The 12,947-nt window shown below is 48.1% G+C and carries 12 protein-coding genes; 5 read left to right on the top strand and 7 right to left on the bottom strand.

Annotated features, from left to right (window positions below; all coding sequences use genetic code 11):
- Positions 1-10 precede the first annotated feature (10 nt).
- Positions 11-1,174 carry an MFS transporter gene (locus ACFPXP_RS18000; RefSeq protein ID WP_379895764.1) on the top strand — a complete coding sequence of 388 codons (1,164 nt, stop codon included), beginning with the start codon at positions 11-13 and terminating at the stop codon, positions 1,172-1,174.
- Positions 1,175-1,213: 39 nt separating this feature from the next.
- Here the strand turns inward: ACFPXP_RS18000 and ACFPXP_RS17995 are convergent, their stop codons facing one another.
- Positions 1,214-1,930: a class I SAM-dependent methyltransferase gene (locus tag ACFPXP_RS17995; RefSeq protein WP_379895763.1), complete on the bottom strand. Its 717-nt coding sequence runs from the start codon at positions 1,928-1,930 to the stop codon at positions 1,214-1,216.
- 155 nt (positions 1,931-2,085) lie between these two features.
- Here ACFPXP_RS17995 and ACFPXP_RS17990 point away from each other — a divergent pair, with 155 nt between their 5' ends.
- The 4 genes from ACFPXP_RS17990 to ACFPXP_RS17975 all read left to right on the top strand — a co-directional run bounded on the left by ACFPXP_RS17990 (position 2,086) and on the right by ACFPXP_RS17975 (position 6,872).
- On the top strand, positions 2,086-2,316 hold the full coding sequence (locus ACFPXP_RS17990) for a hypothetical protein (protein WP_379895762.1): 231 nt from the start codon (positions 2,086-2,088) through the stop codon (positions 2,314-2,316).
- A 643-nt stretch (positions 2,317-2,959) separates the two neighbouring features.
- On the top strand, positions 2,960-4,762 hold the full coding sequence (gene pepF, locus ACFPXP_RS17985; RefSeq protein WP_379895801.1) for an oligoendopeptidase F: 1,803 nt from the start codon (positions 2,960-2,962) through the stop codon (positions 4,760-4,762).
- Positions 4,763-4,891: 129 nt separating this feature from the next.
- A complete protein-coding gene (locus tag ACFPXP_RS17980) occupies positions 4,892-5,797 on the top strand; it encodes a mechanosensitive ion channel family protein (protein ID WP_379895761.1) in 906 nt (301 codons plus the stop codon).
- 34 nt (positions 5,798-5,831) lie between these two features.
- Complete coding sequence (locus tag ACFPXP_RS17975; protein WP_379895760.1) at positions 5,832-6,872, top strand: M42 family metallopeptidase; 1,041 nt, start codon at positions 5,832-5,834, stop codon at positions 6,870-6,872.
- Between the two features lie 237 nt (positions 6,873-7,109).
- Here the strand turns inward: ACFPXP_RS17975 and ACFPXP_RS17970 are convergent, their stop codons facing one another.
- The 6 genes from ACFPXP_RS17970 to ACFPXP_RS17945 all read right to left on the bottom strand — a co-directional run bounded on the left by ACFPXP_RS17970 (position 7,110) and on the right by ACFPXP_RS17945 (position 12,770).
- Positions 7,110-8,183, bottom strand: coding sequence for a M42 family metallopeptidase (locus ACFPXP_RS17970; protein WP_379895759.1), 1,074 nt, complete (start codon positions 8,181-8,183; stop codon positions 7,110-7,112).
- A gap of 5 nt (positions 8,184-8,188) precedes the next feature.
- Positions 8,189-9,010 carry a DUF92 domain-containing protein gene (locus ACFPXP_RS17965; RefSeq protein WP_379895758.1) on the bottom strand — a complete coding sequence of 274 codons (822 nt, stop codon included), beginning with the start codon at positions 9,008-9,010 and terminating at the stop codon, positions 8,189-8,191.
- Between the two features lie 52 nt (positions 9,011-9,062).
- Positions 9,063-9,707 carry a fumarylacetoacetate hydrolase family protein gene (locus ACFPXP_RS17960; RefSeq protein WP_379895757.1) on the bottom strand — a complete coding sequence of 215 codons (645 nt, stop codon included), beginning with the start codon at positions 9,705-9,707 and terminating at the stop codon, positions 9,063-9,065.
- A gap of 20 nt (positions 9,708-9,727) precedes the next feature.
- On the bottom strand, positions 9,728-11,059 hold the full coding sequence (locus ACFPXP_RS17955; RefSeq protein ID WP_379895756.1) for a CapA family protein: 1,332 nt from the start codon (positions 11,057-11,059) through the stop codon (positions 9,728-9,730).
- An 18-nt stretch (positions 11,060-11,077) separates the two neighbouring features.
- Entirely contained in the window at positions 11,078-11,734 is a 657-nt protein-coding gene (locus ACFPXP_RS17950; protein WP_379895755.1) for a bifunctional 4-hydroxy-2-oxoglutarate aldolase/2-dehydro-3-deoxy-phosphogluconate aldolase, read from the bottom strand.
- Positions 11,735-12,137: 403 nt separating this feature from the next.
- Positions 12,138-12,770, bottom strand: a complete 633-nt coding sequence (locus tag ACFPXP_RS17945) for a spore coat protein (RefSeq protein WP_379895754.1) — start codon at positions 12,768-12,770, stop codon at positions 12,138-12,140.
- Between the last annotated feature and the right edge of the window lie 177 nt (positions 12,771-12,947).

Below are 12,947 nucleotides of genomic sequence, written 5' to 3'. Positions count from 1 at the left end.
GTGATCGACCGTGTCAAGCAGCAATTTTCTCAAGTTGAAAAGCTTCACCTTTGTCTTTTACATGTGCACAGGAATCATCATTCCTTACTTTCCTCTCTATTTCGAATCACAGGGGTATACCAAAATAGAGATCGGTACTTTACAGACGATCGGCCCCATTGCCGGTATCGTATCCAACTTAGTATGGGGAGTCATCAGCGATCGCTTTCACACCATAAAGAAAGTGCTTATTGTGGTCTTATTCGGTCAAATGATCATGGTGCTGCTCATGATGCAGGCCGGCTCCTTTATTACATTATTTACCGTCATTCTGTTTTTCTTCTTCTTCCAAACGCCGGTGAATGCTTTGAATGACAGTCAAATTATGCTCGCGGTCAAAGGAACCCAAAAAAGCTACGCATCGTTCCGAATTTGGGGGTCTCTTGGCTTTGCTTTTTCCTCCTTAGCGGTTGGATTTATTTTAGGGAAAATTGGCATGGAACAATCGGTACATATACTGCTCATCACCACCGCTTCATCGATACTGCTCGCATTCGGTTTGAAGGATCGGAAAGGCAGCTACAAAAAAATGGAGTTTTCCGGACTCGTACAGGTGATTCGATCGAAGGCCTTCCTGCTCTTTTTGCTGATGATTTTGATTATTTCGATCGCTCATCGTACGAACGATAATTTCACTACACTGTATTTGAAGGAATTGGGCGCGAGCGAGGGTCTCATCGGTCTGTCCCCGATGCTGGCCGGATTAAGTGAAATCCCTATCTTTCTGCTGCTCAGCAAATATGGACACAAATTTAAGGAGCTTCCACTGCTGGCCATTGCCGGATTGGCTTATGGTCTCCGCTATCTGCTGACCGGTTTGCTGAACGACCCGATGGCCGTTATCATCGTCCAAGGGCTGCACAGCATCTCCTTCGGCATCTTCATGATTACGGCCATCCGATATTTACAGCTGCTTATACCGGACGAATACCGGGCTACAGGGCAAGCCATATACGCAGTGGTATGGTCAGGTCTTGCAGGTATGGCCAACGGTATTGCAGGGGGATGGGTGTATAAGGAATGGGGCTCCACAACGCTTTATTTGATCGCCGCTGCGCTCGGATTTATCGCTAGCTGCGGTTTTCTGCTGATGCATATCTCCAATCTGCGCAGATCGGAAACTGCCGCATTATAATCAATTAAAACAGGGGCGGGAAAATTCCAGCCCCTTTCATTATTCCAATCGTGAAATGCACAGCTGCGTATTCGATCCTGGGATGAACGGCAGCCGACTTTCGAGCCGCTCGCATTTCACAGGAAATTGCTCCTCCAACCGTGCAAGCAAGGCATCCAAATAACTAGACGATTCCCACTGCAAGGATACGAGCGGATATATTCGTACTTGTCCGCGGCATACACGAACGAGCTCTCTCAAGGCTTCAGCATGAAATTGTTCCGAAAATTGATCCGCATACAGAAATAAAAAATGGCTGCAGAGCACAACATCAAATGCCTCATCCGGGAAAGAAAGATGCGGCAAAGCGGAGGCGACATAAGTTCGCTTCTCCCTCTCTACGTCCTTCCGATAATCATTTAAAAACCGCTCAAGATTTAAGTATCTCTGGCGCTGATGAGTTTCTAAATTTCCATAGAAGGACATATCCAAGACATCTTGAATCCGTCTCAGCTTGGCAGTCGACTGTTCAATTTCCTTCAATCCGTGCTTATAAATACGACCATGCGGCAGCTCATACATCGGATCTGCAGCGGTTACCGTCCACCCCCGCTCTGCAGATTCCGCGGCAAAGGAAGAAGCTCCTGCAGCCACATCTAATATTGTCTTTCCATCAAACTCTCCTGGCTGAATATGAAACATCGCCTCATATTCCGCATAGCCTCTGCATGTCATGGCTACGCCTGCCTGTTCGTATACTTTCTCCGTATTACTCATCTCTGCTCACCTCATCCAACTCATCTCCTGAACCTATCCTCCGATACGTTCAGTTTCCTTATATTAGCATAATTTGATCATGGATCCAACGCTCTTCTCATTGATTTCACAAGAAAAAAAAGGTATACTGACCGTCATTAGGAGGTCGGTCATTCATGAAAAAAATCGAAGTGTTTCGAAAAGATAAATGGAATATGATTCATGTCGAAATCCAGGGCAAGCAATTGGTCGTTCGAGAGATTTCCGATCAGTGGGGTGAGGATACTCACATATTTCTCAGCAGACCCGCGTTAATGGATTGGGTGCAGGAAAGATTCAGCGCACAGCGGTTTGAAGGTTCGGAAGAAGAAAGACTAAGCATCATCGAAAAGTTCAAAGAAGTATAGCAGGTAAGAAAGAAGCGTATCGCGGCATCGGATCATCCCCTATCCCTTAACATAGTGGAACTGCTGATGCCCCGGCGCTTCTTTTGGTTTATCCGAGTCTTTTCACCTCGCAAACTTGAAAAGTTAGTCATAAATACATGATGTTTCATTATAATTTTGATATGATGGAAGATAGATTGGGTATTCATGGAAAACGCAGTTCAGTACGAGCTCAGGCCCATTTCTATCACCATTAAAAGGAAGTGATAGCTGTTGGAAGGGAATACCTCCTTGATCATCTATATGATTGCATCCTTTGTATTCGCCTTTGTCATCATTCTTAAAAAGGATACGATTCCCGAAAAATTAAGAAGGCCATTAGCGATATTAGCATTATTTTTGGTGGCTAGCGCTTTCATCTTTTTCCTCGCTGCCATTTATACATCCTAACCTTTCGCACCAATAAGTGTTACCCTTTATAATTTATACCTGTGAGGGCCATACTATGGGATATTTGTGCAAGCATCCCACGGAGGTATCAATGAGAGTACAAAGGGTATCGTTAGCTGCAGCAGCCTGCATTGTATTCATCACGTGGTCCCCGCTGAACATCCTTGGGGCCGAGCATGGAAATCCATATAAACCTGAATGGAGGAATCATCATATGAGCGCACTGCCAAAACGTTCAGAAATACCTGTAGAAGACCGTTGGAAGCTGGAGGATTTGTTTGCAGACAGGCAAGCTTGGGACAAGGAATATCAGGAAGTGAAACAGCTGGTCGGACGAATGAAGGATTATCAAGGAAAGCTTCAGGATGCTTACAGCATCAAAGCGTGCTTCGAGCTTGAGGATGACATTTCGCTGCTCGCCGAACGTTTATACGTCTATGCCAATATGAAGCACCACGAAGATATGGGCGATCCGACTTATCAAGGACTCTCGGAAAAAGCGAAAAAGCTTAGTGTTGAAATCGGCGAACAGCTTTCATTCATCGCTCCGGAAATATTGGCACTGTCCGAGGAACAGCTGAAGGAACTGATTGCCAATCCGGATTTAAGCAATTACAAGCACACACTGGAAGAGCTGCTTCGCGAAAAACCTCATGTCCTCTCCCAAACAGAGGAAGCGCTGCTAGCGCAGGTCGGCAATATCTCTCAAGCACCTAGCACGATATTTGGCATGCTGAACAATGCCGATCTGAAATTCCCGAAGGTAAAGAATGATAAAGGCGAAGAAGTCGAGTTATCGCATGGCCGTTACATTCAGTTTCTGGAAAGCCGCAACCGTGAAGTCCGTCAAAATGCGTTCAAGGCGATGTACGAGACGTATCGAAACAATAAAAATACACTCGCGGCAACCTTGAATGCCAATGTCACAAAAAATATTTTTTATTCCAAGGTTCGGAAATATCCTTCCGCCCTCGAAATGTCCCTCTCTGGCGACAATATTCCGAAGGAAGTATATACGAACCTGATCGATACGATCCACAAATACCTGCCGCTGCTGCACCGATATATTGGACTGAGAAAGCAGCTGCTTGGATTGGACGAACTTCACATGTACGACCTGTTCGTTCCGCTCGTGGAAGAGGTCGATATGGAAATTACATATGATGAAGCCGTTAAAACCGTCAAAGAAGGCGTCAAACCGCTGGGCGATGCCTACTTAAACGTCCTTCAACAAGGCTTCGATGAAGGCTGGATTGATGTTTACGAGAATGAAGGAAAACGAAGCGGCGCATACAGCTGGGGAGCGTACGGTACTCATCCATACGTGCTTCTTAACCATAAGGACAATCTCAACAGCATGTTCACGTTAGCCCACGAAATGGGTCACGCGATGCACTCTTACCTTTCGGACGAAAATCAGACGTATCGAAACGCCCAGTATACGATTTTCTTGGCCGAGGTAGCCTCTACGCTGAACGAAGCGCTGCTTATGGATTATTTGCTGAAGAAAACGACGGATCCGAAGGAAAAGATGTATCTGCTCACGTACTATGCCGATCAATTCCGCACGACGGTATTCCGTCAAACGATGTTTGCCGAATTTGAAAAGATCATTCACGAGAAGGCGGAAAGCGGAGAAGCGCTAACCCCGCAGGAATTAAGCGAAATCTACTACGAATTGAATGTAAAATATCACGGCAAGGATATGACCGTCGATCAAGATATCGAGATGGAATGGGCGCGTATTCCGCATTTCTATACCAGCTTCTATGTATACAAATACGCTACCGGATTTTCCGCGGCGACCAGCTTCTCGAAGCAAATATTGGAGGAAGGCGAACCTGCTGTTGAACGCTATCTTGGCTTCTTAAAGAGCGGCGGCAGCGACTATTCCATCGATATTTTGAAAAAGGCTGGCGTCGATATGTCCACACCGAAACCCATCGAAGAAGCGATGAGCGTCTTTGAAGAGATTATTGGTGAAATGGAAAAAACAGTTGCACAGCTGAAGGGCTAATATAACCGAAAAAGCAGTCCACCGCTTTCATTTTGCGGGATGGGCTGCTTTTTTCGATCTTTTTCAGAAGCAATGGTTTAACCACCGCTCTAATTACGTTATCCTATTAGAGGGAGGAGGAACCATCTAATGCAAACTTTCTTAGAAAAATACGAATGGCTGCAGTGGCCGTTCTGGTTCGATCTTTTAAAGAGCAGCACGAAATCCATTACTTCCATTATGATTATTCTAGTCATGACGTGGGTTTTATTGAAGCTGCGCAGAGTGCTCATTCAGCGCGTCTTTCGTCTGACTCGTATGGAGAAAAAACAAATCGAAACGTTGGAGACGCTGCTCATGTCTTTGACCAAATATGTGCTGTTCATCATTTCATCACTCATGATTCTCAGCAATATTGGTGTAGAGGTCGCTCCGATTATTGCGGGTGCCGGAGTTGTCGGACTGGCCATCGGCTTTGGGGCACAAACTCTCGTCAAGGATTTAATCACCGGCTTCTTTATTATTTTCGAGGATCAATTTTCCGTCGGCGATTACGTTACGATCAATAATGGAGAGATTAACGGCACCGTCGTCGAGGTAGGGCTCCGAGCAACCAAAATCCGTACTTGGGCACAGCATGTCGTTGTCATTCAAAACTCCGAAATCCGCATCAGTCAAAACTACAATCGAGAGCGGATGAGAGCTATCGTCAACATTACCGTCCCATACGAAACGGACCCAGCAGATGTAGAACAAGCGGTACACCAAATGTCCGCTCAGATGGTAACGAAGCATAAGCATCTATTTCTTTTGGATGATAAAGAACAGGCCATTGAACCGCCGCAGCTGTATGGACTGACCGATGTGGAAAATCAAGCGTTAGGGGCAAAATATACTGTAGTCAGTCTGGTGAAGGATGTCCATTATTGGACGGCCTGCAAGGAAATTCGCAAAGAACTGATCAGACAGCTGAAGGTATTGGGCGTACCGATCGCTTATCCTCGAAGGATTGAAATTGGCGATAAGTTCTCTTATGCTGCCGGCGAAGAAATGTAAAGACAAGGTCGATTACTACAGGAGGATTTGACAGATGAGCTACCGTTTCGATATGGAGTATTTGAAAACAACTTTGCTGACTCTATTGAATACACCGAGTCCTACCGGCTATACCCGAGATATTATGAAATGGCTCGAGAAACAGGTACAGGACTTAGGATTCACGATGGAGTATACGAATAAAGGCAACGGGATGGTGACGATCCCTGGGAAATGTGACGACGGCACACTGCTGTATTCTGCGCACGTCGATACATTAGGGGCAATGGTCCGTTCCATCAAATCGGATGGTCGTCTAAGATTTACGCCTGTCGGCGGATTTACCATGCATTCCATTGAAGGAGAATATTGCCGTATCCACACGAGAGACGGAAGAGAATACACCGGGACGATCACACTGTGCAAGCCTTCGGTACATGCCACTCGGGAAGCTCGAGAAATGGAACGCAAAGAAGAAAATATGGAAGTTCGCATCGATGAGATGGTAAAAACGAAGGAAGACGTCGAAGGTCTGGGAATTCGTCCAGGCGACTTCATATCGTTCGAACCGAGAGCGGTGATCTTAGAGAGCGGCTATGTGAAATCGAGACATCTGGACGACAAAGCCAGTGTTGCTGCGCTTCTGGCGCTGCTGGAGCTGTTTCGAAGAGAAGCTCTGCAACCGGCCCGAACGTTGAAGCTGTTCTTTTCGACCTATGAGGAGATCGGTCACGGATCAGCCTTCATTCCTTCCGATGTAGTTGAAATGATCGCCGTAGACATGGGCGTCATCGGAGAAGATTTGACGTGCACCGAGCTGGACGTATCGATCTGCGCCAAAGATTCATCCGGTCCGTATGATTACGACATGGTGTCCAAGCTGATTAAACTGGCTAAAGCCCATCAGCTAAGCTATGCGGTCGATATCTACCCTCATTACGGCTCCGATGCCTCCGCTGCTTTAAGCGGCGGCAACGATATTCGCGCGGCGCTCATCGGTCCGGGTGTGCAAGCGTCGCACGCAACCGAAAGAACGCACTTGCAGGCGATCGAATCGACGGCGGTGCTGCTTGCTGCATACGCGATCGAGCCATAGAGCGCTGAAATATGAAAGGGATGTCCGTCATATCTGGACATCCCTTAATAAACAAGAAAGCTTGGAAAGTCAGTGATTTGAAACCGTGTTATAACCTAATGATTTGATCCGAAGAACACGGTTTCAACGGGAGACCGAAGGTATAGCCCACCCGTTTCAAATACTTCGACTTTCCATACTCGCTTTCTTCACAACAAAGGGATGTCCGATCAAATTCGGACATCCCTTTTCTCATGCTCAGCCGTTCTCCAGAATCGTATTCAGCGTTGTACGGTCGGCAGCTCTCACGAGACGAATCAGCAGCTCCTTGGCCGCAGCATAGTCATCTACGTGCATTATCGAGCTGGAGGTGTGAATGTAGCGAGCACATATCCCGATGACCGCAGATGGCACGCCGCGTCCGTGCAAATGCACTTTGCCTGCGTCAGTTCCCCCGGGGGAAATATAGTATTGATAAGGAATGCGATGCTTTTCCGCCATATCCAAAATGAACTCCACCATGCCCCGATGCGTCACCATCGTCCGATCATGAATGCGAAGCAGCGTTCCCTTTCCCAGTTGGCCAAATGCCGATTTGTCGCCGGAGGCATCATTCGCCGGGCTGGCATCCAGTGCGAAGAATAGATCCGGATCGATCAAATTCGCTGCCGTCTCTGCACCACGAAGCCCTACTTCCTCTTGAACCGTAGCGCCGGCATACACAACATTCGGCAGCGGATCCCGATGGATTTCCTTGAGAAGCTCTAAGGAGAGACCGACGCCGTATCGATTGTCCCATGCCTTAGCCATTATTTTTTTGCCGCCTTTCAGCGGGGTGAAAGGGCACACCGGTACGATTTGCAGACCGGGGCGCACTCCCCAGCTGAGGGCCTCCTCTCTGCTTTCGGCACCGATATCGATCAGCATCTTTCCTACTTCCATCGGCGCTTTTCGCTGTGCATCCGTTAACAAATGCGGCGGAATGGAGCCGACTACACCGTCAATCGGTCCTTCCGGTGTTATCACCTGCACCCGCTGCGCAAGGAGTACCTGGCTCCACCAGCCTCCAATCGTTTCAAAGCGAAGCATGCCATTGTCCGTAATCTGCGATACCATCATGCCGACTTCGTCGAGATGGCCTGCTACCATAATCTTAGGTCCTTGCTCATCCCCTCTCAGGACTCCAAAGATACTTCCCAAACGATCCTGCACAATTTCCTTCGTGTATTTCTCCATTTCCCCTCGAACAAAATGACGCAGCTCCTTCTCAAAACCGGAGACCGCGGGCATTTCCGTCAGTTTACGGAACAAATCCATCGTTTCCTGCTGCATGATGATCACCTGCTTATCCAAAAAATTAATACTGCAATGGCAGCCCCAACGCACGAGCTGATGAAATTGACCGCATCGTTATTCATCCAATTCCATCCTCTGGAGGGCTGAGCGGATTCACCGCAATGTACTGCCTTTTCAATTGTATTGCCGCAAACACGGCACGTATACATTCTTTGCAGTGTGGCTCCCAATAATGAATCGAACAGTGAACCCGCCATTCCTCCCGCTCCGGCTAAGATCATAGCCCATAGCGGATGGATCGGCGAATCGCCGATCATGCTGGCAATCGCCGCAAAACAGAACCCCATAAATAAGCTGCCCAACAACGAAGCAAACGTTCCAAGAGGAGTAATCCCTCCTGAAGTCCCCGCCGTTAAACGCTTGCCGCTCAATATGTGGCGCGGCTGCGTGCGGCTCAAAGCACCGACCTCCGTCGCCCAAGTATCACCATTGACGGAAGCCATCGCCCCAAGGAATGCCGCCGCCCACACCGGGGAAGAAGTCAGCGCAAAACCGATACATGCTGCAGCGGCTGCGCCTCCATTAGCGAGCACCTGACCGCTGTCCCGGGTCGAACCCTTTTCGTACTCTTGTTCCAATGCTGCTTTTTTCCTCTTTTTCCATTTGGACAAAAGACTGGATGAAATGAAAAAAGCCAACAAGGTGACGTACCATGATGCGTCTCCTAATGCAAATATTACGCCACCAACAACGGTCGCCGCTGCAGCACCGCTAGCTGTGAGCATACGTTTCTCGTATGCGGCGCCGGCTGCTGCACCATTGAGCAGTATCCCCAGTATCCAGTCGATCCAATGAACTCCCATGACCTATCAACCTCTCTATGATATGACCGTACGGAGGTTTTCCTGTTAACCTTCATGCTCTCGCAGCTTTAAATTGCCCCCATCGTTCTCCGTTCCACTGCAGCTCGAATTCGTCTCCTTCACTCACTTCCCCGACTCCAGCGGGCGTACCCGTATAGATGACATCGCCTTGTCCTAGACCAAAATGCGCTCCGATGAAATCTACAATTTGCTGCACAGAGAATATCGTCTCAGACAGTCTGCCGCTTTGAACTTCCTGACCGTTCTTCAGCATGCGAAAGGGTGTGTTCTCCACGGTCTTCCAATCGATCTGTTCCGTAAAGGCAGTGATCAGCGCCGAACGACGAAAGCCCTTCGCAGAAAGCCACGGATGGCCCTTCTCCTTGCATACCTGCTGCACATCTCTTAAGGTCAAATCAATTCCAAGCGCCATCGCCTTCAGCAGTTCTTCGGCCTTCATGCCTGCCTCATATCGCTGTCCAACATAAAATACGACCTCAGCTTCATAATGCAAAGCGCCTCGATCCATAGGCAGAGCCACCTGCTGCTGCTCGCCGATAACGTGCCAGTCATGCGTCGGCTTCGTAAAGATCATCGGCTGCTTGGGAATCGCATTGCCGAGCTCCTCCGCATGAAGCTTATAATTGCGGCCGACACAATAAATATTACGAATGTCTGTGTCTTCAAAACGTTTCATAGAGAATCTCCTTTACTCTGTTAAGGCTGTTCTTCCTTCAATCGGACATCCCCCTGCTCATCCACTTCAGCTCCAATCGAGATGGAGCTAAGGCGTTCAAGCAGCTGTTTAGCGGCATCCGGTTCCATCGGTGTCGGCAGCGCAAATTTGGTTAATATCGGTTGAACGCTCAAGCTGCAGTCCCCTGTCTTACTGCATTCCGCGTTCAAAATCACCGTCTCCCAAGTTTTCTCCACCGTATTCGTCGTAAAAATAAAATTGCCGAGACTGTATGCAATCCACTTGCCTTCATACGGCTCAAACCCCTGGAGGACATGCGGATGTCCGCCGACCACAAGATCTGCCCCCGCATCGATGTATCTATGGGATAACTCCGACTGGATCTCGTTGGGCAGATCTGACCGTTCATCCCCCCAGTGCGTCAAGACGACTACAACGTCAGCTTCCTTCTCGGCTTTTTCAATCGCCTGCACCGGTCTTGTATAATCATATGTTTCCGCAACTCCCGGCTTTTCAGGCCCTGCTTTCCACGAACCTTCCGGCACGACACGGCTGAAACCTAGAAAGGCGACTTTAATTCCATTTTGCTCTATCACTTTATACTGGTAGGCCTCAGCCTCATTTTTTCCCGCGCCTACGTATTCAATGCCGCTCTCATTTAAATAATCGAATGTATCATAGAAGGCATCCCATCCATAATCGAGAATATGATTATTTGCTAGATTCACCAAATCGACGCCTGCTTCAGCCAGCGCAGGCAGCGCATCCGGGCTGGAGCGGTACACCCATTCCTTTTCTTCGATCGGCTCCCCTCGCAAGCTGATCGGCGTCTCCAAGTTTGCTACCGTAATGTCGGCACAAGACAAGCTGTCTCCCAGCCTCGAATACGGATAATCGTAGCCGTACTCCTCCATGATGGGCTCTACCTTGCCGGAAAACATCACATCCCCAACAAAAGAGATCGAAACGGATGATCCGCCTGAGCCGGTAGGTTCTCCTCTGTCGGGAACCTTCTCAGGGTCAGCGTCCTCCGATGGTTCTTCACGATCTTCTGTACCCTTTGCTTCATCTTCTGTGCCATCAGCCGGAGCCCTGCCTTCATTCCCTGTGTCATTCACAGCATCATCGGGAGATGCAGCAGGCGGCTCATCTTCCACGGATGATTCATATCCACCTTTAGACGGCAAGGCCATATCCTTCTCATCATTAGAATCAAGATTCATCATCAAGGCGGCCCCGCCGCCGATGACAGCTAAAAATAGAATTGGTATAAATATACGCATGAGTTCTTTCTTTCTTCGCTGCTTCGACCGCTGTCTATTCGCTTGATGCTTTTCCTTCCTCGAAATCAAATTGTTCTCCTCCTGCAATTATGAACTGCTCAGCCTATACTGTTCAACGATCTCAATCAACCTCTGTGCCCGCTCTTTAATGACTTGATATTGACCTTTTTCTATCGCAGCCAGGTCGATGAGATAACCTCCGATGCCCACCGCAAAGACACGGTGCCTTAAATAATCAGCTATATTCTCCGCGTCCACACCGCCCAGCGCGATCAGTGGAATGTGGGAGAACGGTCCTTGCAGTTCTTTAATGTAGGAACACCCGAAGTTCGGGAACAGCTTGACCGCTGTCGCTCCAGCCTTCCAAGACTTGACGATTTCCGTTGGCGTAGCCGCGCCCGGGAAAATCGGAAGATCTTCCTTTACGGCGGCGTGGATCACCTCTTCATCCACATTCGGCGTTACGATAAACTCGGCACCGGCTTCTACGGCATGAAGAAAATCATCGTGATCCAGAACCGTACCTGCGCCGATATGCATCTGACCCTGGAAGGTCTTGGAGAGCATCCGAATGCTTCGAAGCGCATCCTCGGAATTCAATGTCACTTCCAGTGTATGAATTCCGCCTTCAAGCAGCGCCTCCGCCGTATGTAAAATGCGTTCAGGGTGAACGCCTCTGGCAATGACAATGATGCGTTCCCTATCTAAGGTGTGCTCCAAGGTATAAGGATGAACCCTTTTCATAACTTACCAGCTCCTTTATAGGGGGATAGCCATATTGTACCACAATCATCGCTTCAGCATAGATGTTCGCCGCCTGCTTGTACATTTGTGACGCATTCTGTTTCTATCCAAAATACTTTTTTCGAAGCACCCCCAAAAAACAAGCCCCTGAATTGAATAGGTATAACTATTTACGTCCCGCGGGATCCGGAGATCCTCTCTTTTCAAGTACGCACGGAGAACAGCTCATTTACGTATACCATACCGTCTGGCAGTGCGGCAACGTTGAAGTGGAATGCTTCTGCAAATGAAAATGGCCCTATAAAATCGAATTAAGAAACAATAAGACGAGGTATCCCTGCGCGGGATGCCTCGTCTTTGTTTCGAAACAGCAGATCCACTGCCATCTATGTTTGATTCCTTATTACTGATGGTACATTTGCTGCATCGCAGGCTGCTGCATTCCCTGTGTCATTCCTTGCTGCATGGATTGCGGCATCTCCTGCTGTACCGGCTGATAAGCATGGAGATATGTTTTGGCGGTGTGGTCTTTTAATGTCGGCACTTGGTACAGTCCCTGCTGGTTCATATACGTGAAGACCTCATATGCTTGATTCGAGCAAGTTACGGAGCCGTTTACCAGCATCTGCCTTACATTCGGATCAGCACATTCTACAGCTGCCTGCATGTGATTTTTAGCCGAATTTTTGTGACAGCTTAGAACAGCCATTGCGATTTGCTGATCATCCATGGATTTCGACATCTGCTGCATTTGTGGCATCAGCTGCGGAGGATTATTCAAGCCGTATTGAATTTGCTGCGGCTGAATATTCGAAATCCCTGTCTGTGTGCTCATCCCTTGCGCTGTTTGATAATCGTGCGTGTACCTTACAAGCTGGTCATACGCTTGAATGGCCGTTTGCAAATGGCGATGAATCATATCCTTGAGCTGCGAGCTTTGGCACTGCTGTGCATACAACTGAAAATGATTGATCAAGTTTATTTTCTCATTCAACATCTCATGGACTTCCATCGTCTCGTGGGCTCCAAATGGCATGGTATACACTCCTTTGTCAATTTAAGATTCAGTATTGGAAATTCACACCATTATACATTTCCCTATTCTGGGCTAATTATGCATCTTCTATGCCGCATTTGGGCTCGTCCATTTCTTTATAATCTGAAACAAATATTGTCAATCAGACGTCCATATATGTGAGTATGACAAACAAAT

This window comes from Marinicrinis lubricantis, assembly GCF_042658665.1.
In the GTDB taxonomy this organism is placed as follows: domain Bacteria; phylum Bacillota; class Bacilli; order Paenibacillales; family KCTC-33676; genus Marinicrinis; species Marinicrinis lubricantis.
Note: the sequence above shows the minus strand (reverse complement) of the source record. Positions and strands in the feature narration are given on the sequence as shown.

Coding starts and splice junctions, on each gene's coding strand:
- ACFPXP_RS17995 (WP_379895763.1), bottom strand. CDS start 1,930: ATGAGTAATACGGAGAAAGTATACGAACAGGCAGGCGTAGCCATGACA.
- pepF (WP_379895801.1), top strand. CDS start 2,960: ATGAGCGCACTGCCAAAACGTTCAGAAATACCTGTAGAAGACCGTTGG.
- ACFPXP_RS17965 (WP_379895758.1), bottom strand. CDS start 9,010: ATGGGAGTTCATTGGATCGACTGGATACTGGGGATACTGCTCAATGGT.
- ACFPXP_RS17945 (WP_379895754.1), bottom strand. CDS start 12,770: ATGCCATTTGGAGCCCACGAGACGATGGAAGTCCATGAGATGTTGAAT.
- ACFPXP_RS17975 (WP_379895760.1), top strand. CDS start 5,832: ATGAGCTACCGTTTCGATATGGAGTATTTGAAAACAACTTTGCTGACT.
- ACFPXP_RS17990 (WP_379895762.1), top strand. CDS start 2,086: ATGAAAAAAATCGAAGTGTTTCGAAAAGATAAATGGAATATGATTCAT.
- ACFPXP_RS17950 (WP_379895755.1), bottom strand. CDS start 11,734: ATGAAAAGGGTTCATCCTTATACCTTGGAGCACACCTTAGATAGGGAA.
- ACFPXP_RS17970 (WP_379895759.1), bottom strand. CDS start 8,183: ATGCAGCAGGAAACGATGGATTTGTTCCGTAAACTGACGGAAATGCCC.
- ACFPXP_RS17960 (WP_379895757.1), bottom strand. CDS start 9,707: ATGAAACGTTTTGAAGACACAGACATTCGTAATATTTATTGTGTCGGC.
- ACFPXP_RS17980 (WP_379895761.1), top strand. CDS start 4,892: ATGCAAACTTTCTTAGAAAAATACGAATGGCTGCAGTGGCCGTTCTGG.